Origin of the sequence: Methylobacterium sp. 13MFTsu3.1M2 (assembly GCF_900112625.1) — a bacterium.
Classification (GTDB): Bacteria; Pseudomonadota; Alphaproteobacteria; order Rhizobiales; family Beijerinckiaceae; genus Methylobacterium.
In genome coordinates, this window is the sequence record NZ_FOMM01000006.1 from 105,170 (window position 1) to 129,778 (window position 24,609).

Here is a 24,609-nt window from a genome sequence, read left to right on the forward strand (position 1 = left end):
GGTGCGGACGGGGCGGCCCACCTTCTCGAACGATCTGAAGGATTTGCCCCCCATGGCGACAGACGATCCCGCGCACTTCACCCTCCGCCGGCGCCTGCTGCTCGGGCTGGCGGCGGCCCCGCTCGCGGCATCGCTGCCGCGCGTCGCGGCGGCCGCCGAGGCCGGCGCTCTGGCAGTGACCGACAGCGAGGTGACGGTCGGCATCCTGCACTCGATCACCGGCACCATGGCGATCTCGGAGACCGGGCCGAGCCAGGGCGAGAAGCTGGCGATCCAGCAGATCAACGACGCCGGCGGCGTGCTCGGACGCAAGATCAAGATCATCCAGGAGGACGGCGCCTCCGACTGGCCGACCTTCGCCGAGAAGGCCAAGAAGCTCCTCGTCAACGACCATTGCGCCGCCGTGTTCGGCTGCTTCACCTCGGCCTCGCGCAAGGCGGTGCTGCCGGTCTTCGAGCAGTACAACGGCCTGCTGTACTACCCGACCTTCTACGAGGGCCTGGAGCAGTCCAAGAACGTCTTCTACACCGGCCAGGAGGCCACCCAGCAGATCCTCGCCGGCCTCGACTGGGTCCACAAGGAGAAGGGCGGCGACAGCTTCTACTTCATCGGCTCGGACTACATCTGGCCGCGCACCTCCAACAAGATCGCCCGCCGGCACATCGAGACCGTGCTCAAGGGCAAGGTCGTCGGCGAGGAGTACTTCCCCCTCGGCCACACGCAGTTCAACTCGGTCATCAACAAGATCAAGCTCACCAAGCCCAAGGTGATCTTCGCCACGATCGTGGGCGGCTCGAACGTGGCGTTCTACAAGCAGCTCAAGGCGGCCGGCATCGACCTCTCGAAGCAGGTGCTGATGACGCTCTCGGTGACCGAGGACGAGGTCGACGGCATCGGCGGCGAGAACATCGCCGGGGCCTACTCGTGCATGAAGTACTTCGAGTCGATCCAGAACGAGAACAACAAGGCGTTCGTGGCCGCATTCAAGAAGATGTGGGGCGAGAAGACGGTCATCGGCGACGTGACGCAGGCGGCCTATCTCGGCCCGTTCCTGTGGAAGATGGCCTGCGAGAAGGCCGGCACCTTCGACGTCGACAAGGTCGTGGCGGCCTCGCCCGGCCTAGAATTCAAGGGGGCGCCGGAAGGCTACGTGAAGATCGACGAGAACCACCATCTCTGGTCGAAGACGCGGGTCGGCCGGGCCAAGCCCGACGGCCAGTTCGAGATCGTCTACACCAGTCCCGAGTTGATCAAGCCCGATCCCTTCCCGAAAGGGTATCAGTAGGCCAGGCTGACGGCAGCGAGGATATCGGTGGCCGGCCGGGTCCAGATGACGGGCTCGGCGTGTCGGTCGTACCCGGCGATGCTGCGTTTGATCGCCGCCTGCGGGTCGACGACGCCGATGACGGGGCCGCGCCGCGTGTCCGTCGTCGGAAGATCTGGGACGCCTTGAGGCGCCCAGGGACGCAGGCTGTGGTCCAGCCGGGTTGGCCTGCCGCCGCCACGCCTCGATCTCGCTCCTCGCGGCGGCCGACGACGAGAACCAGTTTGCGTTCAGGCACTCGTCCCGCGGGCGGCCATTGAACGAGTCGACCAGCGCGATTGTGCCGGTCCGCGCTCAGGCCGGCGTGACAGCCGTCGTCCCACGTCGGGAGATGTGCACGTTGCGGTAGAGGGTCAGAGCGCCCACGATCGAGAACAGGGCCGCACAAGCGAGCCAGAGGCCTGGCATGGCTCGATTCCCCGTTGCGTGGATCAGATAGGTACAGATCGCCGGGGTGAAGCCGCCGAAAATTGCCTGTGCGAGACTGTAGGCCAGGGAGAAGCCTGTGGCGCGAACCTCGGCCGGCATGATCTCGGTCAGCGTGACGACCATCACCCCCTGGTAGCCGCCATACAGGAACGACATCCACATGAGGGCGGCCAGCAAGCGGCCGAAGGACGGGTCTGTCACGAGCCACGCCATGACCGGGTAAGCCGTGAGACCGATCAACACCGAGAAGGTCAGGAGCACCGGAAGCCGCCCGACCCGGTCCGACACCGCCCCCATAACGGGCACCCAGACGAAGTTCGCCACGCCGACGCAGACGGTGACCACGAAGCTGTCATGCGCACTCAGGCCAAGAACCTGACGCGCGTAGGTCGGGGTATAGGCCGTGATCATGTAGAAGAAGACGCTCGTCAGTGTGACGAGCAGCACCGCCTTGAGCACGATCGCCCAGTTCTGGAGAAGTGACCGGTAGATCTCGCCGAGGGTTACGCGGCGATGCTTCGCCCGCTGCGCAAAATCCTCGCTCTCCTGCATCGAGCGCCGGATCCAGAACAGGACGGGGATGATCAGGCAGCCGATCAGGAACGGAATGCGCCATCCCCAGGCGAGCATCTGCTCCTCCGTCAGGAAGCCGCGCAGGGTCACGCCGATAACGGCGGCGAAGACCACGGCGACCTGCTGGCTCGCCGATTGCCAGCTCACGTAGAAGCCGCGATTCCCCGGCGTCGCGATCTCCGACAGATAGACCGAGACGCCGCCGGATTCGGCGCCGGCGGAGAACCCCTGCAGCAATCGGCCGATCAGGACGAGAATGGGAGCGGCGATGCCAATCGATGCGTAGGTCGGCGTGAACGTGATGAGCGCGACGCCCACCGACATGATGGCAAGGCTCATGACCAGCCCGGCTCGCCGGCCGTGGCGATCGATATAGGCGCCGAGCACGATGGCGCCGAGCGGACGCATCAAGAAGCCGATCCCGAAGGTGGCCAACGACAGCATCAACGAGACGTACTCGTTGTCGTTGGGAAAGACGGCCTTTGCCACCGCAGCGGCGTAGAAGCCGTAGACCATAAAATCGAACATTTCGAGGAAATTGCCGCTCACTACGCGGAAGACATCCTTCTTCGAGGGCGGTCGCTGCGCCGAAGCGTCCATAGTTTCTCTCCCGTCAATGAAACGGCCTTCTCTTCGGAAGGCTGCCGCCGGCCTGAGAACGACGCGATCTGTTCTATTATTTGGAACGGTGTCTCATGAATTGGCATGCTATGAAGGCCGTCGCTTGTAGTCAATGGAAAACCTGCAGAACTCGTGACTACGCGCCAGATATTCGAGGCGCCAGGCATCTTATTGCAGCTCGTTTGTGAGACTGCACTTGACGAGCCGCGACCGACAAAGCTAGCCTCTGTCAGAACGCTGTTTCGAATGTTGGAACGATGGACAGCACGCTTCTCAAGGGATTGATGCTCCTAGAGCACTTGGCCGGTAGCGAGACGCCCCGGGGCGTCAGCGAATTGGCGCGCGCGCTCAACCTCACGAAGAGCAATGTGCATCGCACGCTCCAGACACTGGTGGCCGCCGGCTACGTACGCGCCCAGACCGGTGGCACCTACGCCTGCACCTTGAAGCTCTTCGAACTCGCCAGTCCCGTTGTGGCGCGGATCGACGTCCGGCAGGTCGCCGAGCCCTTCATGCGGACTCTGGCCGATCAAACCCATGAGACCATCCACCTGTCGCTGCTCGACAGGGCGGACGTCATCTACCTGCACAAGATCGAGAGCCCCCAGCCGGTTCGCGCCTATTCGTCGATCGGTGGCCGCGCTCCAGCCTATTGTGTGGCGTCCGGCAAGGCGCTGCTCGCTTATCAGGAGGAGGCGCTGGCCCACCTGCCGGAGACGCTCCAGGTCCACACGCCGCGCACGATCGCGACCCTCGACCTCCTGCGGCGGGAACTCGAGCAGGTCCGGATTCAGGGTTTCGCGATCAATCGCGGGGAGTGGCGTGAGGGCGTGTGCGGGCTTGCCGCGATCGTCCACGATGCCATGGGCCGTCCCGTCGCGGCGATCGGTATCTCCGGGCCGGCCGATCGCCTGAATCCCACGGCGCTCCGCCGCTTCAGCGACGCGGTCGTCGACGCAGCGCGCAGCCTGTCGCGGGCCCTCGGCTACAACCCCATCACCATCTCATCCCCGACCGCGCCGCGGCATGCCCGAGGCTCAGCGCCCCCGCGTGCCCAGGCGGCGGTTGCTTGATCGAGGAGTAGGCCCATGCGACCGCTGTCCGGTATCCGTGTGATCGAGTTCTGCAGTGTCGCGGCCGGGCCATTTTGCGCCATGCTGCTCGCCGACATGGGGGCCGACGTCATCAAGGTCGAGAACCCGGACGGCGGCGACACGATGCGGGCTTGGCCGCCCCTCAACGAGGGCTTCAGCGAGAACTTCGCGTCGCTCAACCGCAACAAGCGCTCCGTGACGCTGGATCTGAAGGATTCGACCGACAAGGTACGTGCCCAGGATCTGATTCGCTCCGCCGACGTGGTGCTGGAGAACAACCGCCCCGGCGTGATGAAGCGGCTCGGCCTCGACTACGCGAGCGTCAGCGCCGGGCAGCCCGGCCTCGTCTACTGCTCTATCTCAGCCTTCGGTCAGGAGGGGCCGCGCTCCGCCGAGGCCGGATTCGACCTGACGCTCCAGGCGATGAGCGGCGTGATGAGCGTCACGGGCGAACCCGGCGCGCCGCCGGTAAAGTGCGGCGTACCGATCTCGGATTTCGGCACCGGCCTCTACGCGGCCTATGCCATCGCGGCGGCGCTGCTCCAGGTGCGGGCGGGCGGGACCGGCGTGCACATCGACGCCTCGATGTTCGGGTCGTCACTGGCGATGGGCGCGCTCCAGACCAGCGAGTATTTCGGTAGCGGCCGCGACCCGAAGCGGTTGGGTTCGGCCCACCCGCGCAACGCGCCCTATCAGGCTTTCCGCGCCAAGGACGGGTACTTTGCCATGGCGGCGGGCAACAACGCGCTCTATCGCGCCGCCTGTGCAGCAATCGGGCGCGACGACCTCGCCGCGGATCCGCGCTTTGCCTCGACCGCCCTGCGGGCGCAGAACCAAGGGGATCTCCTCGCGATCTTGGAGCGCGACTTCGCCGACCTCACCTGTGCCGATCTGCTGTCCCGGTTCCGCGCCGCGGGCGTGCCCTGCGCGCCGATCAACGGCTACGCCGACGCGCTGGCCGACCCGCAGGTCACGCACATGGGCTGGGTCCAGCCGCTGAGCCTGCCGTCCGGAGCCGAGACGCGCACCTTCGTGTCGCCGCTCAAGTTCTCGGGCGAGGGCTTCCCGATCTACCGGGAGCCGCCGGCGCTCGGCCAGCACAACGCCGAGTTGTTCGGCGACGCCGCGCCGGCCCGCGTGCGGACGGCTTGAGGGCGGCGCCATGGACGAACTCCTGAAAGAGCGCAGCGGCGACACGCTGAACCTGACGCTCAACCGCCCGGACAAGATGAACGCTCTGTCGGCCGACCTAGTCGACGCACTCCTCGACGCCGTGGCGGCGGCGGGCGGCGATGGGACCCGGCTCCTCGTGCTCAAGGGCGCGGGCCGGAACTTCAGCGCCGGGTTCGATTTCGGCGGTTACGAGGCTCAGTCGGAAGGCGACCTCCTGCTCCGTTTCGTGCGGATCGAGCAGCTTCTCCAGGCGCTGGCCCACGCGCCCTTCGACACACTGGCGCTCGCGCACGGGCGCAATTTCGGCGCCGGGGTCGACGTGGTCTGCGCCTGTGGCCGGCGGGTCGGCGATCCAGCCGCCACCTTCCGCATGCCCGGCCTGTCCTTCGGGCTGGTGCTCGGCACACGGCGCTACGCCGAGCGGGTCGGCGGCTCCAAGGCGCGGCTCGTCCTGCAGGAGGGGCGAGTCTTCGACGCCCCGGAGGCCCTGGCCGACGGGTTCCTCACCGCCGTCGCGGCGGCCGAATCCTGGCCCAGAGCGATCGCGGCAGCCTCGGAGGCGGCGACGCGCCTGTCTCCCTGGGCCGGGGCGGCCCTCAACCGCGCCGCCGCCCGCGACACCCGCGCGGACGACCTCGCCGACCTCGTCGCCTCGGCCGCGCGCCCGGGCTTGAAGGACCGCATCCGCGCCTACCGCGCGGCCTGACACGTTTCCGACCGGAGGAGGCCCCGTGAGCGCCGGAACCCAGAAGATCATCCCCCTCGCGGACCTCGCCGCCCGGGTGCCGGACGGCAGCTCCCTGGCGCTCGGCGGCAGCTTCCTGCACCGCGGCCCCTTCGCGTTCGTGCGCGAGCTGATCCGCCAGGGCCGCCGCGACCTCGAGGTCGTCAAGCAGTCACCCGGCTACGACATCGACATCCTCTGCCGCGCCGGTGTCCTGTCGCGGGCCAGGGCCGGGATCGTCGCCATGGAGGGCAATTTCGGCCTCGCACCCTGGTACCGCCGGGCGATCGAGTCCGGCGCCGTCCGCCTGGAGGAGCATGCCTGCGCCAGCCTGACCGCGGGCCTGCGGGCGGCGGCCTTCGGCGTGCCGTTCATGCCCTGCGGCGGCATCCACGGCTCAGACTTGGCCGCCCTCAACGGCTGGACGACGATCGAGGACCCCTACGGCAGCGGCGAGGCGGTCTACGCCATCCCGCGCATCCAGCCGGACTTCGCGGTGATCCAGGCCAACGAGGTCAGCGAGTCGGGGGACGTGCGCGTCTTCGGGACCTCGCACTGGGACCGGATCATGAGCCGCTCGGCCAAGCGCGTGCTCGTGGTGGCCGAGCGGGTCGCCCCGGACGCCTCCTTCAGCGAGCAGCCCGAGCTGACGCTGGTGCCCCACTTCCTCGTCGAGGCGGTGAGCATCGTGCCGAACGGGGCGTGGCCCGGCTCGCTCTGGCCGGATTACGAGATCGATTACCCGGCCGTGGAAGCCTACATGGCCGATGCCCCGGGCGTGCTCGCCGACCACCTCGCCGCCGGTCCCGAGGCGCGGGAGGCCGCCCATGTCTGAGGCTGCGTCCAACGTGACCGGGTCTTGGTCGGGCTTCTCCTACATCGTCACCAACCTCGCCCGGTTCGTGCGGCCGAACGAGATCACCTTCAGCGGCGTGAACTCGGCCCTGCCGATGCTGGCCTGCCTGCTCGCCAAGCGGGCTTATCCCTTCGCGTTCACCTACATCAACGTCGCCGGCGGGGTCGATCCGAACCCGTCGAAGGTGCCGATCTCATCCTCCGACCCGGTGCTCGCGGAGGGCTCGCGGGCGATCTTCGCCAACGAGGATTTCTACGATCTCTGCACTCGCGGGCTGATGGACCTGTGCTTCCTGGGTGCCGCCCAGGTCGACGGACTCGGCCGCACGAACGTCTCTTGCATCGGCGACTGGCACGCCCCGCGGGTGCGGCTGCCGGGCGGCGGCGGCGGCGCCGTGATGCTGCCCACGGCCCGCCGGGCGGTCACGTGGCGTACGGAACATTCCCGCCGCACCCTCGTCGAAACCCTCGACTTCGTCACCGCGGCCGGCGGTATGCACGGCGTGGTCACGCCGATCGCCGTCTTCACCAAGCGCGAGGGCCGGCTCGTGCTGGCCTCCTGGCATCCGGAGGCGAGCCTCGACGAGGTCCGGGACCGCACCGGCTTCGCATTCTCGGCGGACTGTGCCGCCCCGACGCCCCCGCCGACCTCGGAGGAGCGGGCGGCGCTGACCGCCCTCGACCCAGAGGGCCGGTTCGAGGCCGATGCGGGCATCCGCCTGCGCTAGGGCGCGGGGCAGACAGACGGGACAGGAGATCGCCGCCATGAGCGCTGCCATGCCGGACTCGATCAGCGCGCGGCTGCGCGCGGCCATCGCGGATCATGCGGGGGCGGGCCGCACGGCGCTCTCGGGCTCCGACGTCGTATCCTATGCCGACCTCGGCGCGCGGATCGACGCTGCCGCGGGCGCGGTCCGAGACTGGGGTATCGCGAAGGGTGACCGTGTCGGACTGATCGCGCCCAAGAGTGCGGCGGCCATCGCGGCCTACTTCGGGGCCATGCAGGCCGGCGCCTGCGTCTGCTTCCTGGAGCCGGGGCTCGCGCCGGAGGTGGTGGCCGAGCAGGCGGCGCTCGTCGGCATGCGGCATCTCATCGTCGCCCAGGTCGACGCCTCGCCCGTCGCTCTGACCGGCCTGGACGTCCGCGCACTGGACAGCCTCGCCGACGGCGCGGCCTTCGCGGCCGAGGTCAGCCTGCGGGATGAGGCCATGCTGCTTTTCACCTCGGGGAGCACCGGCCGGCCGAAGGGCGTGCTGCTGCGCCACGAAGGCCTGATCTGCAACGCCGCGGGCGTGCTCCGTCACACCGGTACGGGGCCTGCGGACCGGCTCCTCCACGTCATGCCACTTCATCACACGAACGGCATCAACAACCAGTTGATCGTGCCCCTCCTGGCCGGAGCCGAGATCGTGCTGATGGAGCGCTTCCAGGCCGAGGCCGCCCTCGACCGCCTGCGATCTGGCGGCATCACCTACATGACCGGCGTGCCGACAATCTACGCGCGGATGCTGCCCCTGCTGCGCCCCGGGGAGCGCTTCCCGGGCCTGCGCTTCCTGCGCTGCGGCTCGGCGCCGATCACCCCGACCCTGCACCGGCAGATCGAGGAGGCCTTCGGCGTGCCGCTCCTCGTCTCCTACGGCCTGTCGGAGGCGACCTGCACCTCGACCATGAACCCGCCGGGCCGGCGTCGCATCGGCACGATCGGGACCGTGCTCGCGGGCCAGAATGTGGACCTGTTCGATCCGGCCACGGATCGCCCGGTCGAGGCCGGCCGGGAAGGGGAGATCCGCATCTCCGGCCCGGCCCTGATGGCCGGCTATCTCGGCAGCGCGGACCAGCCGATCGTGGACAGCTGGCTGCGCACGGGCGACCTCGGCCGCTTCGACGCCGACGGGTTCCTCGCCATCACCGGGCGCATCAAGGACGTGATCATCCGCGGCGGCGAGAACATCTCGCCCGCGCTGATCGAGCGGCAGCTCGCCGCCCATCCGGCCATCCGCGATTGCTGCGTGGTCGGCGCCCCCGACGCGGATCTCGGCGAGGTGCCGGTGGCCTTCGTGGTGCTGCGGGAGGGCGAGGGCCTCGACGAGCCGGGGCTCAAGGATTTCGTGCGCGGCCACCTCGCGCGGATCTACGTGCCGGCGCAGATTCGCAAGCTCGACGTGCTGCCGGTCAACGGCGTCGGCAAGACCGACCGCAAGGCGCTGCGCGGCTTGCTGGCCGCCCGAGGGACCGGCGCCGCGGCCGGGTGAGCGCTGCCCGTCAGTCCGGCGCACCCGCGCTGGGCAGCGACAGGACCAGGGCCGCGGCGACCAGGAGCGCCGCCGCGGCCGCGAGGGACGGGGCGGTAAAGCCTCCGGTCGCGTCGGCCAGCACGCCCGCCGCAACGGGCCCGATGACCTGCCCGGTGCCGAACGCCGCCATCATCACCGCGACGATGCGCTGACGATCCCCGGCATGCAGACGCCGCGCGCCGTCGATGCCGAGCGACGTCAGGGCGACGAACGTCCCGCCGAGGGCGAAGGCCGCGTAGAGGATGCCGGACACCTGGGCCGTCAGGACGCTCACCATCACCCCCGACGCCTCGACGAGGCACGCGAGGGCGAAGCTGGTTCGGAAGCCCAGGCGCCGCTCGACCCAGCCCCAGGCCGCGACGGAGGGCGCCGCCGCGAGACCGACGCAGAGCCAGACATAGGCTTCGGCCGCCGCGAGCTGCGGCAGCGTCCGCACGATCGCGACCAGGAAGGTGGCGGTGATCACGTAGCCGAAGCCGAACAGGCCGTAGGCGATCACCAGCCGGGCGATCGACGGGGCGACCGCGGTCGCCGGAGGCGACCGGGACGCGGCCAGCTGGGGCCCCCGGAGCAGCCAGAGGATCGGTCCGGCCAGCGCCAGGGCCAGCACCCCGCTGATCACCCAGAGGGCGCGCCACGCGCACCCCGATTCATGTGCGACGGACACCACCGCCGCCGACAGCGCGATCCCGCTTCCGACGCCCGCGTAGTGGAGCGAGGCCAGGTCGGAGCGCCCGGTCCGCGCCAGCCGGTCCATCACCAGGGTCGTGGCGAGGACGAAGCCGAGGGCGCTCGCCGCACCGCCGACGAAGCGCAGGGTAACGAACGCGGCGAGCGTCGAGCATCCGCCCATGGCGACGAGCGTGGCGACGCAGGTCGCCAGGGCGCCGGCGAGCCAGAACTTGCGGCCCCGGAGCAGGAGCGGGTGCGCCGAGGCCAGGGCGCCGGCGAGGTAGCCCGCAAAGTTGGCGGAGCCGATCAGGCCGGTCTGAGCCCGGCTGAGGCCGAGCCCCTCGGCCATGACGGGCAGGATCGGCGTGTAGACAAAGCGGCCGATGCCGATCGCAACGGCGAGGGCGAGGAAGCCGGCGGCGAGGGCCGGGAGCGGCAGCCGCCCCCCCGCTCCCCCCGCGACCGAGACGGGCGCGGGGGAACCGCTCACCGGGACCGGTCGCTGCAGTTCACGCCCGCAGACCCGCCTGCTTCATCATCGGGATGACGGTCTCGCCGAAATACGCGAGGTCCGGCAAGTAGTCGAAGAAGTTGACCTGGACGCCGTCGCAGCCGGCGGCCTGCAGCTTCAAGAAGCCCTCGACGATCTGCTCGGGCGTGCCGACGAGGTGTACGTTCCCGCCGATCACCCACTGGGCGCGGCTGTGACCGCGCCACGATTTGGTGTCCCCGCCCGCGAAGGTCTGCACAAAGTTGTCGGCCGCGACCGGGTCCTCGTGCTCAAGGATGCGGCGGTAGGCCTCCTGCGCCTCCCTCTCGGTCGGGCGGCAGATCACGTGGGGGTTGATGATCGTCTTGACCTTCCGGCCATAGGAGGCGGCGAGGTCCTTGATCCGGGCGTTGACCGGCGGCAGGGTCTCGTAGGCCTTGGCGGGATCGGCGCCGCCGGGGCTCGTGATGAAGATCAGGTCCGAGTGCTTGGCCGCGTAGGCCAGCCCGGCGCCAGACGAGGCCGCGTTGACCAGGAAGGGCCGGCGCGTCCCCGGGCGCGGCGCCAGGAAGGCCTTCTCGGTCTTCCACCAGCGCCCCTCGAAGGTCAGGTTCTCGTCCTCGGCCCAGAGGCGTTCGAGGAGCGTCGTGAACTCGTCGGCCATGTCGTAGCGCAGGTCGTGCTCGATCATGTCGAGGCCGAACATGCGGTACTCGCTCGGCTTGTAACCCGTGACGACGTTCACGCCCCAGCGGCCGCCGCTGATGTGGTCGAGGGCAGCCCCGAACTTGGCGAGGTGCAGGGGGTGCCAGGCGTACAGGATGTGCACCGTGTTGATGAGGACGATCCGCTTCGTCATCGCCGCGAGCGCGGTGTTGACGATGATCGGGTCGAGCTCGTGCTCGCGGAAGCGCATCTCGCCGCCGTAGCCGCCCTTGCTCATCCACTGGGCGAGGCCGAAGGCGAGGTCGAAGCCGAGATCCTCGGCCTGCCGCGTACACTGGGCGAGGTAGTCGAAGGTCCACGAGGTCGAGCGCGGGGCCCGCGACGGGCTCCAGGCGCCCTCCTGCATCGGCAGGAACAGGCCGAGGATGAGCTTGTTCGGCGCGAGGCGCTCCAGCGGCGAGGCCGGCGCGTCGTTGGCGTGCGGCGTGAGGGGATTCTGGGTGAGCATGCTCGTCACCTTCACGGTTCGGGTGGGTGGTCGGGCGGACGTCAGGAGAGCGTAGGCTTCGCACGGGACGCGACGAGGGGCGGGCCCGCACCCGGATCGGGCGCGCGCGGCGCGACCGAGATGTAGTCCTCCTTCGAGCGGTCCTTGAGCAGCGCCGCCGAGATCAGGCTGATTGCCGCGATAATCGCGAGGTAGCAGCTGATCGCCGTGGAGGTGCCGTAGGTGTGCATCAGCCACGTCGCGATGATCGGCGCCGGCCCGCCCGAGGTCAGGGATGCGAGCTGGTAGCCGATCGAGGCGCCGCTGTAGCGCACGCTCGGCGGGAAACTCTCGGCGATGAACGCGGCCTGTGGCCCGTACTGCATGTCGTGGACGACGAGGGAGACGACCACCGTCAGGGCGATCACAGCCGGGATCGCGCTGTTGATCAGCCAGTAATAGGGGAAGGCGAAGACCAGCATCGTAAAGGCGCCGATCAGGTACATCCGCTTCCGGCCGATGACGTCCGACAGGTAGCCGAACAGCGGCGTCGTGATCAGCGACGTGGCGGCGGCCGCCAGCACGCAGTTGAACAGGAACGACCGGTCGAGCTTCAGCACGCTGGTGCCGTAGGAGAGCAGGTAGGTGGTGAAGAGTACGAACGGCGCCTGCTGCCCGGTGCGGATCAAACAGGTGAGCAGGATGTCCTTCCAGTACAGCCGCACGGCGTCGAGGACCGGCGCCTTGGCGACCTGCTTCTTGGCCTTCATCTCCTCAAAGACGGGCGTCTCCAGCACGCCCAGGCGGATGTAGAGGCCGACGGCGATCAGGACGGCGCTCAGCAAGAAGGGGATGCGCCAGCCGATCGTCTCGAACCACTCGGGCGGGCCGGCATGGGTGACGATGTTGAGGACGAGGACGGCCAGCAGCATGCCCAGCGGCGAGCCGAACTGCGGCCAACTCCCGGCCAAGCCGCGCCGCTTGTTGAACTGCCCCCACTCGGTCGCGACCGCGATCGCCCCGCCCCACTCGCCGCCGACGCCGACGCCCTGCAGGATCCGCAGGGTGGTCAGGGCGACCGCGCCCCAGATTCCGATCGACTCGTAGGTCGGGATGAGACCGATGAGGACGGTGCTCACCCCCATCAGCATCAGCGTGACCACCAAGGTCGCCTTCCGGCCGATCCGGTCGCCGAAGTGCCCGAAGATCGCCGCCCCGAAAGGGCGCGCCACAAAGCCGAGGAAGAAGGTCGAGAAAGAGAGAAGCGTCGCGGCAAACGGATCATGCGACGGGAAGTAAAGTTTTCCAAAGACGAGCGCGGCAACGAGACCGTAGAGGTAAAAATCGTACCATTCGATCATCGTGCCGATCGTGGCGGCGATCACGGCACGACGCGCGTGCTTCGCCTGCCCAGGATCCAAGCCGGGCCGGCTGTCTGCTGCAGAAGCCATCGTTTCCACCCTTATTTGGCAAGTCGAGCGATTGCGCTCTTTTCTTCTTGATACAGATCTTCCGAATGCGCGCTTTTCGGGTACAAGCTCCTCTCAGGCGGGCTTCCGCTGGCGCTGCGGACCGACTGCGTTGGGAGCGGGTCGGGTTGCCATCAAGCGTACTGCAGGGCCATGTCCTCCAGCCGGCAGAAGCGACCCGCGTGGTATAAGAGCGGGGACTTGCTTGAGACCTCGCAAGTCACGATCCGCCCAACGAAGATCGTGTGCGTACCGAAATCCGTCTCTTGCTCTACGGCGCATTCGAGCGTGGCGTCGGCGTCGCAGATCAACGGACAACCGGTCTGACCGATCCGATAGTCGATGGCGGCGAATGGATCCGATTTCTTGGCAGCGAAGTGCCCCGCCAGATCCTCCTGGTCGCTCGACAGCACGTTGACCGCGAAGGTGCCGGATCGGCTGATCACCGGATGCGAGCGGTTCGACCTATTGACGATGACGAGCAGGCTCGGCGGATCGGCCGAGACGCTGCAGACGGCCGTGGCGGTCATGCCGTTCATCACCGTCCCATCGACGGAGGTAATGACGTTCACTGAGGCTGCAAACCGTCGCATCACCGATTTGAACTGGTCTGCCGATATGCTCTGGGATGGGATCATCACAACGCATCCTTCCTGCGGCCGCGACGTGCGCAGCATTCGGCCGGTCCCGTGGTCCGTGCAGCGAACCGGGCGGGTGGTGCATGGTGTTCCTTGACCGGCGGTCATGTCTGGAAACCGCACGATAGCGCCGGCATGATACGAGAAAAGCGAATTCTTCCGCAGGCGGACGTTCGAAAACTTCGAACCGTTGAGTCAGCGTTGACGCTTGATCGATATCCTGCAGGACTGAAGTCGGGTCATAAGCCTAATCCGGTTTGTCCCGTGCCCCTCCGGATTGGCGGCCTCCACCTCGAGTTCCCTACGCAATCACACGGTCATCAGGGCTCCTCGGTCGTGAACATCAAACAGCTCGAGACCTTCCTCGAGATCGCGCGATGCGGGAGCTTCACGGCCGCCGCGGACCGGCTGAACGCAACGCCTTCGACCATCTCGGCACGCATCCAGGAACTGGAGCAGGACCTGGGGGTCTTGCTCTTCGATCGCTCGCAACGCCGGGTTCGGCTGACCGCCAAGGGTCGGGAACTTCAGGTCTACGCTGAACGCGCCATCACGGCCTGCGGCGAGATCCGAACACGGATCGGCAGCGGCGACGCCCTGTCCGGCCTCGTCCGGCTCGGCGTGGCCGAAATGGTCGCGGTGACGTGGCTCCCGCATTTCGTGGATCTCATCCATCGATCCTATCCGCGCCTGACCTTGGAACTGCAGGTCGCCCTTACGGCCGACCTCCAGACTCTCCTGGCGAACGGCGAGATCGACATGGCGCTGATGCCGGGCACGCGCTTCGACCCGCACCTTGCCACGCGCTCGCTCGGACGGGTGCGGTTTGCCTGGATGGCCGGCTGCGCCCTCGACCTTCCAGACCGGACCATCGAGCCCTCGGACTTCCAAGCGATCCGCATTCTGTCGCTCGGCAAGAACAGCTTCCATCATCGAACCGTCGAGCACTGGCTCAGCAAGCGGGGCGATGCGCCGCGCGTCGTTGATCTCTGCAACAGCATGGGTGCCGTGGCCTCCCTGACGCAGGCCAGCGTGGGCGTGAGCCTTCTCCCGGTCCAATGCTATCGAGCGGAGATCGCGTCAGGTGCCCTGCGGGTCCTGAAGACCTGCCCGGAAGGACCGCTGGTGCAATTCTTCTCCGTCTACGCAGAGGACGCTACGACATCCATTTCGAGCCTACTCGCTGAACTCGCCGCGGCGTCGAGTACCTTCGCGGATGACCCGGACTAGAGCCGGCTTTGACCCGATTGCATCAGGCCAGCGGCTCTGGGTCGTTATTGCACCACGCATTTTTGCGACGGTCCCTGATCCGCTCCGACGGATTGCGCTCCACTGCCGGTGAATCCGTGCTGCTCAGGATTGGGCGGGTCGGCTCTCGAGCCGGGAGGGCGCTCGCGCGAATCGGCTCACCGCGGCCTGAGAGCGCGGACAAGACCGTCGTGCGGACGGCCCCGCGCCCAGCCTAGCAGTCTACGGGCGGGCCCTGATGGTCGGCCGACGTCGCCTCCGCGTGGATCAGCGTGAGCGTACTGACCATCGCCCGGCTCGCCTTGCCGGTCGCGCCCGACGGCAGCGTGTCGCTGAAGACGATCACGTCCGGCACCTTATAACGTTCGAGATGGGCCGACGCCCAGCGCCTGAGTTCGTCCGCCGATAGCGCGAGGTTCGGCTTCAACACGACGACCGCGTGGATCGCTTCGCCGAGACGCGGGTCGGGCACGCCGGCGCACAGGGCCGCTGCGATGTCCGGATGCGCGCACAGGGCGTTCTCGATCTCCAGGGGCGCGATCTTGTTGCCGCCCCGCGCGATGATCTCCTTCGAGCGCCCGACGAGCTCGACCTGACCGTCCTGGCGCAGGCGCGCGAGATCCCCTGTCCGAAAGTGATCCGCCTCCAGCGCGGAACGCTTGAGCTCGGCACCGTCGAGATAGCCGAGCATGCCGCAGGCAGTTCGGATCCGCAGCTCGCCGGTCTCGCCCAGAGCGGCGAGCGCGCCGTCGTCCCGGACGATGCGGAACGACACGCCCTCGGTTGGCATGCCGATCGACCCAGCCTCCGAGACGTCCCGCGGCCGGTGACAAAAGTCGCAGGAGCCAGTCTCGGTCGAGCCATAGAGGTCGACGAGCTCGGCCTTCGGCCATCCGCCGCGGACTGCTTGCGTCAGCGACGGGCTGAGCGCCTCGCCGCCGGTCAGCACCGCCCGCAGACGGGGGGCCGGCGGGACACCGTCGGCCAGCAGGGCTCGCAGCATGGTCGGCACAGCGGCCAACACCGTCCCCTCCGCGGCGAGCAGGCCCTCGAGCGTCGCGGGCGTGAACTTCGGGACGAGGACGAGTCTCGCCTCAGAGCGGATCGCCAGGAGGCTCGCCCAGATCCCGAAGATGAAGGTCAGCTGGAGCGGCACCGCGACGACGTCGTCCGGGCGAAAGCCCAGCAGCCGGTCGAGGATCGCGAGCTTGCGCGCCAGGGCATCGTGTCCGAGAACCACGCCCTTCGGCACGCCGGTGCTGCCCGAGGTGAAGACCACGAGGGCGGCCCCGTCCAGGAGCGGCCGCACCGGCGGCGCATCCTCCGCGATCTTCTCCAAGCTGAGCCCGTCGGCCCGGAAGCGGGCACGCGTCGCCCGCTCGACCGCCGCGCGGGTGAGCGGTGCAGCGGCTCGGTGAACGGGCACCGCGACCGCGCCCGCCCGCCAGAGGCCGAGCAGCGTCCCGAGATCGAGCGCCCGGTTGCCGATGGTGAGGTGCACCGGCTCGTGCGGGCGCATGCCTGCCGCACGCAGCCGACCGGCGACCAGATCCGCGTGTGCACCGAGGTCGCGCCCCGTCATCCCGGGGCCGGAACTCTCGTCCACCCGGCTGCCTGGGCGGCCGAGCCCAGCGCCCAGGAGTTCCGCCAGCGCCCCGGTCACGATCCGGCTCCCGGGAAGCGGCTGTCGCGCCAGGCCAGTGCCGCCTTGAGGCCTTGCGACCGGGCGATGTCCATGAAGGCCCGCTTGTCCGGCGAGCCTTCGCCCTCGATCAGCAGGTCGATGTCGAGGGCCGTCTCCAGGGCCTCCAGCATGCCGCGCGCCTCGATCGACCGGTTGAGGGCCCGTTTCGTCTCCTTGACGAGGTTCGGGTCGATCGCCGCGATGTGCCGGGCAAGGCGCAGCGCGCTCGCGTCGAGCTCGGCAATCGGCACGACTCGGTTGACCATTCCGATCTCGTAGGCGCGCCGCGCCGGAATGCGGTCCTCGCCCGTGAGGATGATCTCCTTGGCGATCTTCGGGCCGACGATCCAGGGCAGGATCATCACCACGATACCGGCCCCGAACTTCAGCTCCGGCTCGCCGAAGAAGGCATCCTCGGCCGCCACGGTCACGTCGCAGGCCAACGCCAACTCGCAGGCGCCCGCGAGGCAGGGACCACGCACCGCCGCGATGGTCGGCTTCGGGCAGTGCCAGAAGCGCATCGGCACATCGAAATCCTTGCGCAGGATCGGGCGCCACTGGCTCACGCCTTCAGGGCGCAGCGCCATCTGATCCTTGAGATCGAAGCCCGACGAGAAGGCCGTGCCGGCCCCGCGCACGATCACGGCGCGCACCGCATCGTCGGCCTCGGCCGCGTCCATCGCCTGCGCGAGTTCGTCGAGCATGGTCGCGCTGATCGCGTTGGTGCGCTCCGGGCGGTTCAGGGTGATGCGTGCCACCGGCGCGAGCGTCTCGTAGGTGATCGTCTTGAAGGCCACGGGTGGCTTTCTCCTCGCTGTCACTTGCGTCCTCCCGCCAGCCGCTTGGCCTCGGGTAGGCGCCGCAGCCGCAGCATCGAAGCGAGACCCAGGAACGGCCCCACGGCCAGCAGCGCGAAGGCGAAGCGCCAGCCGAGGAATGTCCCGGCGAAGGCGATGAGCTGGATACTGACGAGCGTCAGGAGAAAGCCGAGGCAGGTCTGCACGGTGAGCATCGTGCCGATCAGCCTGCGGTCGCTCAGCTCGCTCACCGCCGCCGAGAACTGCGCCGAATCGGCGATCACCGCGACGCCCCAGAGCACGCCCACCGCCAGCACCGCCCAGGCAGGGCCGCCGAACAGGAAACCCACCGCGATGGCACAGCAGCCGCTGGCCAGCATCGAGGCGCCGGTGACCAGAGTGCGCCCGAGTCGATCGGCCGCCCAGCCGCCCAGCATCGCGCCGAACGCCCCGGCCGCCACCACCGCGAAGGCGGCCAGTTCCGGCGGGAACGGCGGCGCGTTGCCGTAACGCTCACGGAAGCTCGCCGCCATGAAGGCACCGATCCAGGCCCACATCGCGTAGAGCTCCCACATGTGGCCGAGATAGCCGAGATTGGCCAAGCGCACGCCGCGATTGCGCCACGCCTCCAGGGCGTTCTCCAAGCGCAGGGGCGGGGCCTCTGACCGGATCGGCCCGAGTTGCACGAAGCGGATCAGGGCCGCCGAGAGGAGGGCGCCCAACGCCGCACCGAGCACCGGCAGATGCCAGTCGAGCTGGCCGAGGGCCGCGACGAGGTGGGGCAGCGCCGAGCCGAGGGTGAGCGCGCCCACCAGAAGGCCGATCAGCAGCCCCAGGTCACCCACCGCCCAGGTCGCGGCGATCTTCATGCCGACCGGGTAGACGCCGGCCATGCAGGCCCCCGTCACGAAGCGCAGCAGCGGCACCATCGGCGAGGTCGGCGCGAAGGCCAGCATCAGGAGGTTGGCGAGACCGGCCGCGACGGCGCAGCCGCAGAACAGCCGGCGCAGGTCGAACCGGTCGGCCAGCCCCAGCAGCGCGCTGACCAGGGTGCCGGCGACGAACCCGGCCTGCACGCTGTTGGTGAGCAGGGCCTCCTGGAACGGGCTCAGCGTCCACTGCGTGCGGATCGCGCCGATCGAGGCGGTGGTGGCGAACCACGTCGCCATAGCCGCCACCTCGCTCAGGAGCAGCAGCCCGATCGCCATCCGCTTTGCGCTGATGGTCGCGCTGTCGGCCGCGTCAGGACGTGCCATGGCTAGGCTGCCTCACTTCGCGGCCGTATGGGCTACGAGGGGGCAGCCGCCGTCGGCCATGGGCCGGAACGCCTGGTCGCCGGGGATGGTGTCGACGAGCTTGTAGTAGTCGTACGGCCCCTTCGACTCGGACGGGTCCTTGACCTGGAACAGGTAGAGGTCGTGGATGGTGCGCCCGTCCGCGCGGATCGAGCCGTGGCCGAACAGCGGATCGTTTGTCGGCATCGCCTTCATCTGCGCGACGATGTCGGTGCCGCGATGCGCCTTGTCCTTGTCGAGGGCGGCGATCGCCTTCATCCAGTGGAGCATCGCCGCGTAGGTGCCGGCCTGGTTCATCGTCGGGTAACGGCCACCGTTGCGTGCCGCGAACCGCTTCGCCCAGGTCCGGGTGCCGTCATTGAGGTCCCAGTAGAACGCCTCGGTCAGAGTCAGGCCGTGGGCGACCTTCAGGCCGACTGAGTGGATGTCCGAGATGAAGGCGAGGAGCGCGACGAGCTTCTGGCCGCCGTCGGTGAGGCCGAACTCCGAGGCCTGCTTGATGGCGTTGATCGTGTCGCCGCCGGAATTGGCGAGCGCGACCACCTGCGCACCGCTGCCCTGGGCCTGGAGCAGGTAGGAGGAGAAGTCGGTGCTCTGGAACGGAGCCAGGACGTGTCCGAGGGACTTGCCGCCCGCCTTCGTCACGGCCTCGGTGGCGTCGCGCTCCAGAGCGTGACCGAACGCGTAATCCGTCGTGAGGAAGTACCAGGACTTTCCGCCCTGCTTGATCACGGCGCGCGCCGTGCTGTTGCCGAGAGCCCAGGTGTCGTAGGTCCAATGGACGTTGGTCCGGGTGCAGTTCTTCCCGGTCAGATCCGAGGACCCGGCGCTCGCGATCAGGAATGCCTTGTCCTTCTCGCTCGCGATGTTCGACACGGCCAGGGCGACCGAAGAGGTCGGTACGTCGACGATCGCGTCGACCTGGTCGACGTCGAACCAGCGTCGCACGATGGCCGCGCCGATATCGGGCTTGTTCTGATGGTCGGCCGAGAGAACCTCGACGCGGAAGCCTCTCACGTCCGGCTTGAAGTCCTCGACGGCCATGCGCGCGGCCTCGACGGAGCCCGGCCCCGCGATGTCGGCGTAGAGCCCGGACTGATCATTCAGCACGCCGATACGGAAGGTCGGCAGCGGGTCGGCCTGCACGGCGGACAGGCCGCCAAACAGGATCGCCAGCGCGAATACACCCTTCATGGTCTTTCCTCCATCGGTATGAACGGACTGTGTTTGTTTTTGTCAGTCCGGCGGCAGTGCCGCGATCAGTATTAAGCCATCACACCCAAGTCTTCCCTGTATGATTTCCGTCTGTTCCGCAGTTGAACGGCGGCGAGAGGCGGCGAGAACGCCTAGCGATGCACGTCAACGACGACGCGGCCGCGCACCCGGCCCGACATCAGGCGTTCCGCGGTGGCCACAGCCTCTGTCAGGCCGATCTCCTCCGTGATCGCCTCGAGCTTGACCGGATCGAGGTCGTGGACCAGCCTGTTCCAGGCCTCGATCCGCTCAGGCCGCGGGCACATCACGCTGTCGATCCCGAGCAGGCTGACGCCGCGCAGGATGAAGGGGGCCACGCTCGCAGGCAGGTCCATCCCCTGAGCCAGACCGCAAGCCGTTACGACGCCCCGGTACTTCATGGCGGCGCAGACGTTCGCCAGCGTGTGGCTACCGACCACATCGACGGCCCCGGCCCAGCGCTCCCGGGCGAGCGGCCTGCCCGGATCCGAGAATGTCGCCCGATCCAGCACCTCCGCTGCGCCGAGGCGGCGCAGGTAATCGGCCTCCTCGGGACGGCCGCTCACCGCCACGACCGTGTAGCCGAGGCGCGACAGGAGAGCGACCGCCGTGCTGCCGACGCCACCGGCCGCGCCGGTGACGACGACCTCGCCCTTGTCGGGGGTGACGCCGTGGCGCTCGAGGGCGATCACGCACAGCATCGCCGTGTAACCGGCAGTGCCGATCGCCATCGCCTGCCGTGGCGTGAGCGCCTCCGGCAATGGCACCAGCCAGTCGCCCTTGAGCCGTGCGACCTGCGCCAGCCCACCCCAATGGGTCTCGCCGACGCCCCAGCCGTTGAGGACGACGCGGTCGCCGGCCTTGTAGTCGTGATGCCGGGATTCGCGGACGGTGCCGGCGATGTCGATGCCCGGCACCATCGGAAATTTGCGCACGACCGGGCCTTTCCCGGTGATCGCGAGCCCGTCCTTGTAGTTCAACGTCGAGTAGGCGACATCCACGGTGACGTCGCCCTCGGGGAGCTGCGCCTCGTCGATCTCACGTAGGCCGGCGCGGTAGCCCGCCTCATCCTTCTCGATCAGGATTGCCTTGAACATTCGGGGCACTCCATGGGGCGCTCAGCGCGTAAGACAGGTCAGGAATAGGGTGGCGAAGAGGTCGAGAGGCTCGGGGCTGCGCTCGAGCTTGGCGCGCAGGACCGCGCCTTCCCAGCCGATCCAGAAAAACGCCGCCAGCGCAGCGCAATCGGCATCCGCGGCGATCTGGCCGGCTGCCTGGGCGTCCCGGAGACAGCGCTCCGTCCGCGCCTGCCAGTCGAGGAGGACGCCATGCAGACGGTCCCGAAAAAGCTCGGGCAGGGCGCTCATCTCCTGCCCGAGATTGCCGACGACACAGCCGCGACGGAACTCGTAGCGTGCCATGCCGGCCTTCGCGTCGGCGACGAAGTTCCTGATGCGCTCGATCGGGGTCGTACTCTCATCGAGCAACCAGCGGTCGAGCTTGCGCGCGAAGTAGGCTGCGTACGCCTCGATCAGTTCGGCGCCGAAGACGTCCTTGCTCGCGAAATAGTGATAGAACGAACCTTTCGGCACACCCGCGGTGCGCAGGACCTCTTCGAGGCCGGTTGCCGAGTAGCCCTTCTCCGATAGCAGCGCAACGCCCACCCGGATCAAGGCCGCCCGCGACGTGCCGTAGGCCGGCTCAGGCCTAGGTGGCCGACCCCTCTTGCGCGCGGTGACAACCGAGACCGAATCGGACTGCATGAATTAGAAATAGACCGGTTGATTATTAAATGCAACGAGCCTGGGCGATCCTGTCAGACCGCGTTCCGCGCGCAGCTCTCAGGAGGACGAGCTGCGACGCGCCGAGATCCTGTCTTTCTGATCCAGTGGCGAAGGGTCGGTGCCGTCTCCCGATGCCGCAGGGCGAACGCACCGGTGCGCAAGGGGCGGTTGTCGGGGCCGAGCTTAGCTAGAGCTCGCCGGTCGTGGATGAGGCCGTTTGTGCGTGGAATCGAAGAGGCGAGGGCGCTCTACTTTCAAATCCTTGCGCTGGCGAGGCCGAGCTGCCGGCAGGCCGGGCCGGTCAGCACGGGACCCTCGGGGGCGATGAATAGGCCGGTCGTCGTGCGTCCGATTTCTTGGTGCCGCGGATGAGGCGGCAGCGCGGGGTCGTGGCCGGCTCCACTGTTCTTCGTTTCGATGCAGAAGATGGCACGGGCGCCGGTTGGGGCGGTGCCACGGATGACGACGAAGGCGGTGCGATCGGCAGTGAAGCGCGGGTCGCCGCGGCCGAGACGGAGTTCCCGGGATGGGTTGATGGATGAACAGCCGCCACCACGCGGCACCGGCAGTGCCGCAGAATGGGCATAAGCGGGGGAGCGGCACCGGCTGCACGGCAAGCGAGGCTCGGCGGCGGCGGGGGTGCCGTGGGAGCGGCGGCGGCCCTGTCCGAGGTCCGGGCGTGGGTCGAGTGGGGTTGGGTGCAATGGCGACCGGTGAGACACGCGCTCGACATGCGCAGCCGTGCGTCAAAGCGCCGTTCTGTCACCTGGGTTGGGACGCGCTGCTGCCGGACCTTGGCCTTGAGCTAGGAAGTTGATCGACGATTTCGCGCCCGTCACGGCCATTCGGTGGCGTCAGCCGGCATCTCCGAAGCAGACATCAGCATAGATCGGCTCACCGGTCGCCATTGCACCTGCAGTGAGCCCCCCACAGCAGGAGCGCAACTGCAGCCATCGGCCAACGCAGTTGCCGTGAACGGGGAGGCGCATCTGACTAGGAGCGAGGTCACCCAATTTGTCTGGGAAGTTCAGCGATTTGTGCAACTGGTGCCGCGAAAATAAGCGTCGAAGCGCTTGCGGGTGATCGAAAAAATTCTCAGACTGTCCGGCAGTGAGAATTTTTGATCGGCTCGAGCGTCGTGGCGTTGGAACCCAAGGAACTTTCTGTCGCGCAACGGATCGCGCACGCGTTTCCGGCGCTCAGCTCCGCTCACCGAGAGGTCGCCCGCTTCGTCCTTGATCATCCGTTGCGCGCCGCGACTCTGCCCGTGAATGAGCTTGCAGACTTGGTTGGCGTCTCCGTCGCCACCGCTAATCGGTTTGCCCGCGCCGTGGGCTACGAGGGCTACGCAAAGTTCCGCGCGGCCCTCGTCCTCGGCTATGAGAAGGCGCTCGCACCGGTCGAGAAGCTGCGCGGCAGCCGAGATCAGCCCGCGACCGCGTCCGGCATCCTCGACGGAGCCTTGGCCGACATCGTCCGCAACATCGAGGCGACGCGGCGTGGGCTCGACGGCCAGACCTGTGCGCAGGCCGTCGAGGCGATCCGCCGGGCCCGACGGGTCTACGTCGTGGGCCTGGGCAGCAGCAGCTGGCCGGCCGGCATCCTGGCGCGCAACCTCGACGTCAACCGCGAGGACGTCCATCTGCTGGCGACACTGGAGGGGCCCGGCTTCGCCGCCCGGAGCCTGCGCCGGCTGACGACCGACGACCTCGTCATCGCGCTCGCAACCCCGCGGTACTTCGCCGACACGGTGCGGCTGGCCGAGATCGCACGGAAGCACGGCGCCGCGGTCCTGGCGCTGACTGACGGACCGCACTCACCCCTCGTCGCCACCGCTACGGTCGCGCTCTACGCGCAGACCGACTGCCACTACTTCGCCGCCTCGGATGCCAGCCTGACGGCCCTCGTGGAGGCCCTGGCGAGCGCCTTCGCCCACGCCACCGAGGATCTCGTCCCGGCCGCGACGCGCGTGACGGAAGCGGTGCTGCCCTGGCTCGACCGCGACTACGCCGCCTGGCCGCCGCAGGGCGGAGCCGACGACCTGCCCGACACCCCGCCTCCGGGAGCCGTTCCATGAGCGACCACCGCCCCGTACTCGTGATCCACGGCGGTGCCGGGACGATCGCGTCGGGCCAGGCCGATCCCGGCGAGGCGCGCTACCACGCGGCCCTCGCCGGAATCCTGGCGGCCGGAGCGGCCTGCCTCGCCGACGGCGGGAGCGCCCTCGACGCCGTGAGTGTCGCCGTCGACCTCCTGGAGGAGTGCCCGCTCTTCAATGCCGGCCACGGCGCCGTCTTCACCAGCGCCGAGACCCACGAACTCGACGCCGCGATCATGGACGGCGCCACCCTGCGGGCCGGCGCTGTCGCGGGCGTCTCGCGGGTGCGCCGGCCTGGCCGCGCCGCCCGCGCGCTGATGGAGGCCGGCGAGCACGTCCTTATGGCTGGTGCCGGCGCCGAGACCTTCGCGCGCCGGCACGGCCTTGAGATGGTCGAGCCCGATTTTTTCTCGACAGAGGCCCGCCGCGACCAGCTTCGCCGGGCGTTGGCCGCCGGGCAAGTCGCCCTCGACCACGACACGGCGTCGGGGCCCCTCGACGAGACCCGCAAGTTCGGCACGGTGGGCGCCGTCGCCCTCGACCGGGACGGCCACCTCGCCGCCCTGACCTCGACCGGCGGCATGACCAACAAGCGTCCCGGCCGGATCGGCGACTCGCCGCTGATCGGCGCGGGCACCTACGCGGACGACAGGACCGCCGCGGTCTCCTGCACCGGCACGGGGGAGGCCTTCATCCGCGTCGCGGCGGCGCACGATGTCTGCGCGCGCATGGCCTACGGGGGCCAGGACCTCGAGGTGGCAGCCCGGGCGGTTGTCGAGGAGCACCTGCCGACTGTCGGCGGCCGCGGCGGGCTGATCGCCGTCGATGCGCGCGGCCGGGTCGCAATGCCGTTCAACACCGAGGGCATGTATCGCGGCCTCGTCCGCTCCGGCGAGGCGCCGGCCACCGCGATCTTCGGCGAGACCCGCCGCGTCCCCGCACCAGCGCGCTGAGATCCGC

Annotated in this window: 23 protein-coding genes and 1 pseudogene; 10 read left to right on the top strand and 14 right to left on the bottom strand. The window is 68.7% G+C overall.

Annotated elements, in window-relative coordinates; all coding sequences use genetic code 11:
• Nucleotides 1-52 precede the first annotated feature (52 nt).
• Nucleotides 53-1,285: an urea ABC transporter substrate-binding protein gene (urtA, locus tag BM314_RS06350; RefSeq protein ID WP_091681517.1), complete on the top strand. Its 1,233-nt coding sequence runs from the start codon at nt 53-55 to the stop codon at nt 1,283-1,285.
• Between the two features lie 210 nt (nt 1,286-1,495).
• On the opposite strand, the pseudogene BM314_RS06355 reads toward urtA, so the two are convergent.
• Together BM314_RS06355 and BM314_RS06360 are read right to left on the bottom strand one after the other, a co-directional pair.
• Nucleotides 1,496-1,600 (bottom strand): annotated as a pseudogene (locus BM314_RS06355) (integrase core domain-containing protein); the annotation flags it as partial.
• 18 nt (nt 1,601-1,618) lie between these two features.
• A complete protein-coding gene (locus BM314_RS06360) occupies nt 1,619-2,926 on the bottom strand; it encodes an MFS transporter (protein ID WP_091977475.1) in 1,308 nt (435 codons plus the stop codon).
• A gap of 278 nt (nt 2,927-3,204) precedes the next feature.
• On the opposite strand from BM314_RS06360, the gene BM314_RS06365 reads away from it, so the two are divergent.
• From BM314_RS06365 to BM314_RS06390, 6 genes are read left to right on the top strand one after another with little or no spacing between them, the layout of a single operon-like run.
• Nucleotides 3,205-4,020: an IclR family transcriptional regulator gene (locus BM314_RS06365; RefSeq protein ID WP_091977477.1), complete on the top strand. Its 816-nt coding sequence runs from the start codon at nt 3,205-3,207 to the stop codon at nt 4,018-4,020.
• Between the two features lie 15 nt (nt 4,021-4,035).
• On the top strand, nt 4,036-5,193 hold the full coding sequence (locus BM314_RS06370; RefSeq protein WP_091977478.1) for a CaiB/BaiF CoA transferase family protein: 1,158 nt from the start codon (nt 4,036-4,038) through the stop codon (nt 5,191-5,193).
• A 10-nt stretch (nt 5,194-5,203) separates the two neighbouring features.
• Nucleotides 5,204-5,920 carry an enoyl-CoA hydratase/isomerase family protein gene (locus BM314_RS06375; protein ID WP_091977480.1) on the top strand — a complete coding sequence of 239 codons (717 nt, stop codon included), beginning with the start codon at nt 5,204-5,206 and terminating at the stop codon, nt 5,918-5,920.
• A gap of 25 nt (nt 5,921-5,945) precedes the next feature.
• Nucleotides 5,946-6,773: a CoA transferase subunit A gene (locus BM314_RS06380; protein ID WP_091977481.1), complete on the top strand. Its 828-nt coding sequence runs from the start codon at nt 5,946-5,948 to the stop codon at nt 6,771-6,773.
• On the top strand, nt 6,766-7,521 hold the full coding sequence (locus BM314_RS06385; protein ID WP_207904151.1) for a CoA-transferase subunit beta: 756 nt from the start codon (nt 6,766-6,768) through the stop codon (nt 7,519-7,521). Before BM314_RS06380 ends, BM314_RS06385 begins: the two co-directional genes overlap by 8 nt.
• Before the next feature lie 37 nt (nt 7,522-7,558).
• Nucleotides 7,559-9,046 carry a class I adenylate-forming enzyme family protein gene (locus BM314_RS06390; RefSeq protein WP_244539856.1) on the top strand — a complete coding sequence of 496 codons (1,488 nt, stop codon included), beginning with the start codon at nt 7,559-7,561 and terminating at the stop codon, nt 9,044-9,046.
• 10 nt (nt 9,047-9,056) lie between these two features.
• Here BM314_RS06390 and BM314_RS06395 read toward each other — a convergent pair whose 3' ends face one another.
• The 4 genes from BM314_RS06395 to BM314_RS06410 form a co-directional block, all read right to left on the bottom strand.
• On the bottom strand, nt 9,057-10,250 hold the full coding sequence (locus BM314_RS06395; protein WP_210187338.1) for a YbfB/YjiJ family MFS transporter: 1,194 nt from the start codon (nt 10,248-10,250) through the stop codon (nt 9,057-9,059).
• Nucleotides 10,251-10,269: 19 nt separating this feature from the next.
• On the bottom strand, nt 10,270-11,424 hold the full coding sequence (locus tag BM314_RS06400; protein ID WP_091977623.1) for an LLM class flavin-dependent oxidoreductase: 1,155 nt from the start codon (nt 11,422-11,424) through the stop codon (nt 10,270-10,272).
• Nucleotides 11,425-11,465: 41 nt separating this feature from the next.
• Nucleotides 11,466-12,854: an MFS transporter gene (locus BM314_RS06405; RefSeq protein ID WP_091977484.1), complete on the bottom strand. Its 1,389-nt coding sequence runs from the start codon at nt 12,852-12,854 to the stop codon at nt 11,466-11,468.
• Nucleotides 12,855-13,006: 152 nt separating this feature from the next.
• A complete protein-coding gene (locus BM314_RS06410) occupies nt 13,007-13,510 on the bottom strand; it encodes a flavin reductase family protein (RefSeq protein ID WP_170868049.1) in 504 nt (167 codons plus the stop codon).
• A gap of 336 nt (nt 13,511-13,846) precedes the next feature.
• Here BM314_RS06410 and BM314_RS06415 point away from each other — a divergent pair, with 336 nt between their 5' ends.
• Nucleotides 13,847-14,740 carry a LysR family transcriptional regulator gene (locus tag BM314_RS06415; RefSeq protein WP_170868050.1) on the top strand — a complete coding sequence of 298 codons (894 nt, stop codon included), beginning with the start codon at nt 13,847-13,849 and terminating at the stop codon, nt 14,738-14,740.
• A 232-nt stretch (nt 14,741-14,972) separates the two neighbouring features.
• Here BM314_RS06415 and BM314_RS06420 read toward each other — a convergent pair whose 3' ends face one another.
• The 8 genes from BM314_RS06420 to BM314_RS30505 all read right to left on the bottom strand — a co-directional run bounded on the left by BM314_RS06420 (nt 14,973) and on the right by BM314_RS30505 (nt 22,794).
• Nucleotides 14,973-16,421: a class I adenylate-forming enzyme family protein gene (locus tag BM314_RS06420; RefSeq protein ID WP_244539857.1), complete on the bottom strand. Its 1,449-nt coding sequence runs from the start codon at nt 16,419-16,421 to the stop codon at nt 14,973-14,975.
• A complete protein-coding gene (locus BM314_RS06425; RefSeq protein WP_020096117.1) occupies nt 16,418-17,239 on the bottom strand; it encodes an enoyl-CoA hydratase-related protein in 822 nt (273 codons plus the stop codon). The genes BM314_RS06420 and BM314_RS06425 overlap by 4 nt, the downstream gene beginning before the upstream one ends.
• A gap of 20 nt (nt 17,240-17,259) precedes the next feature.
• A complete protein-coding gene (locus BM314_RS06430; protein ID WP_103985789.1) occupies nt 17,260-18,495 on the bottom strand; it encodes an MFS transporter in 1,236 nt (411 codons plus the stop codon).
• A 12-nt stretch (nt 18,496-18,507) separates the two neighbouring features.
• Nucleotides 18,508-19,728 carry an ABC transporter substrate-binding protein gene (locus BM314_RS06435; protein ID WP_020096119.1) on the bottom strand — a complete coding sequence of 407 codons (1,221 nt, stop codon included), beginning with the start codon at nt 19,726-19,728 and terminating at the stop codon, nt 18,508-18,510.
• A 152-nt stretch (nt 19,729-19,880) separates the two neighbouring features.
• The gene (locus BM314_RS06440) at nt 19,881-20,864 is read right to left on the bottom strand and encodes an acrylyl-CoA reductase (NADPH) (RefSeq protein ID WP_056530844.1); all 984 of its coding nucleotides are present in this window, start codon (nt 20,862-20,864) and stop codon (nt 19,881-19,883) included.
• A gap of 21 nt (nt 20,865-20,885) precedes the next feature.
• Nucleotides 20,886-21,530, bottom strand: a complete 645-nt coding sequence (locus tag BM314_RS06445) for an acrylate utilization transcriptional regulator AcuR (RefSeq protein ID WP_026605400.1) — start codon at nt 21,528-21,530, stop codon at nt 20,886-20,888.
• Between the two features lie 275 nt (nt 21,531-21,805).
• Entirely contained in the window at nt 21,806-22,273 is a 468-nt protein-coding gene (locus tag BM314_RS31355; protein WP_348272730.1) for a hypothetical protein, read from the bottom strand.
• A gap of 305 nt (nt 22,274-22,578) precedes the next feature.
• Nucleotides 22,579-22,794 (bottom strand): hypothetical protein, encoded by a 216-nt coding sequence (locus BM314_RS30505; RefSeq protein ID WP_170868042.1) that lies wholly within the window; start codon nt 22,792-22,794, stop codon nt 22,579-22,581.
• On the opposite strand from BM314_RS30505, the gene BM314_RS06450 reads away from it, so the two are divergent.
• Both BM314_RS06450 and BM314_RS06455 read left to right on the top strand, forming a co-directional pair.
• Nucleotides 22,690-23,628: a MurR/RpiR family transcriptional regulator gene (locus BM314_RS06450; RefSeq protein WP_026605401.1), complete on the top strand. Its 939-nt coding sequence runs from the start codon at nt 22,690-22,692 to the stop codon at nt 23,626-23,628. The genes BM314_RS30505 and BM314_RS06450 overlap by 105 nt on opposite strands.
• Nucleotides 23,625-24,602: an isoaspartyl peptidase/L-asparaginase family protein gene (locus BM314_RS06455; RefSeq protein WP_020096123.1), complete on the top strand. Its 978-nt coding sequence runs from the start codon at nt 23,625-23,627 to the stop codon at nt 24,600-24,602. Before BM314_RS06450 ends, BM314_RS06455 begins: the two co-directional genes overlap by 4 nt.
• The last annotated feature ends 7 nt before the right edge of the window (nt 24,603-24,609 follow it).

Coding starts and splice junctions, on each gene's coding strand:
- urtA (WP_091681517.1), top strand. CDS start 53: ATGGCGACAGACGATCCCGCGCACTTCACCCTCCGCCGGCGCCTGCTG.
- BM314_RS06360 (WP_091977475.1), bottom strand. CDS start 2,926: ATGGACGCTTCGGCGCAGCGACCGCCCTCGAAGAAGGATGTCTTCCGC.
- BM314_RS06365 (WP_091977477.1), top strand. CDS start 3,205: ATGGACAGCACGCTTCTCAAGGGATTGATGCTCCTAGAGCACTTGGCC.
- BM314_RS06370 (WP_091977478.1), top strand. CDS start 4,036: ATGCGACCGCTGTCCGGTATCCGTGTGATCGAGTTCTGCAGTGTCGCG.
- BM314_RS06375 (WP_091977480.1), top strand. CDS start 5,204: ATGGACGAACTCCTGAAAGAGCGCAGCGGCGACACGCTGAACCTGACG.
- BM314_RS06385 (WP_207904151.1), top strand. CDS start 6,766: ATGTCTGAGGCTGCGTCCAACGTGACCGGGTCTTGGTCGGGCTTCTCC.
- BM314_RS06390 (WP_244539856.1), top strand. CDS start 7,559: ATGAGCGCTGCCATGCCGGACTCGATCAGCGCGCGGCTGCGCGCGGCC.
- BM314_RS06400 (WP_091977623.1), bottom strand. CDS start 11,424: ATGCTCACCCAGAATCCCCTCACGCCGCACGCCAACGACGCGCCGGCC.
- BM314_RS06405 (WP_091977484.1), bottom strand. CDS start 12,854: ATGGCTTCTGCAGCAGACAGCCGGCCCGGCTTGGATCCTGGGCAGGCG.
- BM314_RS06410 (WP_170868049.1), bottom strand. CDS start 13,510: ATGATCCCATCCCAGAGCATATCGGCAGACCAGTTCAAATCGGTGATG.
- BM314_RS06430 (WP_103985789.1), bottom strand. CDS start 18,495: ATGGCACGTCCTGACGCGGCCGACAGCGCGACCATCAGCGCAAAGCGG.
- BM314_RS06435 (WP_020096119.1), bottom strand. CDS start 19,728: ATGAAGGGTGTATTCGCGCTGGCGATCCTGTTTGGCGGCCTGTCCGCC.
- BM314_RS06440 (WP_056530844.1), bottom strand. CDS start 20,864: ATGTTCAAGGCAATCCTGATCGAGAAGGATGAGGCGGGCTACCGCGCC.
- BM314_RS06445 (WP_026605400.1), bottom strand. CDS start 21,530: ATGCAGTCCGATTCGGTCTCGGTTGTCACCGCGCGCAAGAGGGGTCGG.
- BM314_RS30505 (WP_170868042.1), bottom strand. CDS start 22,794: ATGATCAAGGACGAAGCGGGCGACCTCTCGGTGAGCGGAGCTGAGCGC.
- BM314_RS06455 (WP_020096123.1), top strand. CDS start 23,625: ATGAGCGACCACCGCCCCGTACTCGTGATCCACGGCGGTGCCGGGACG.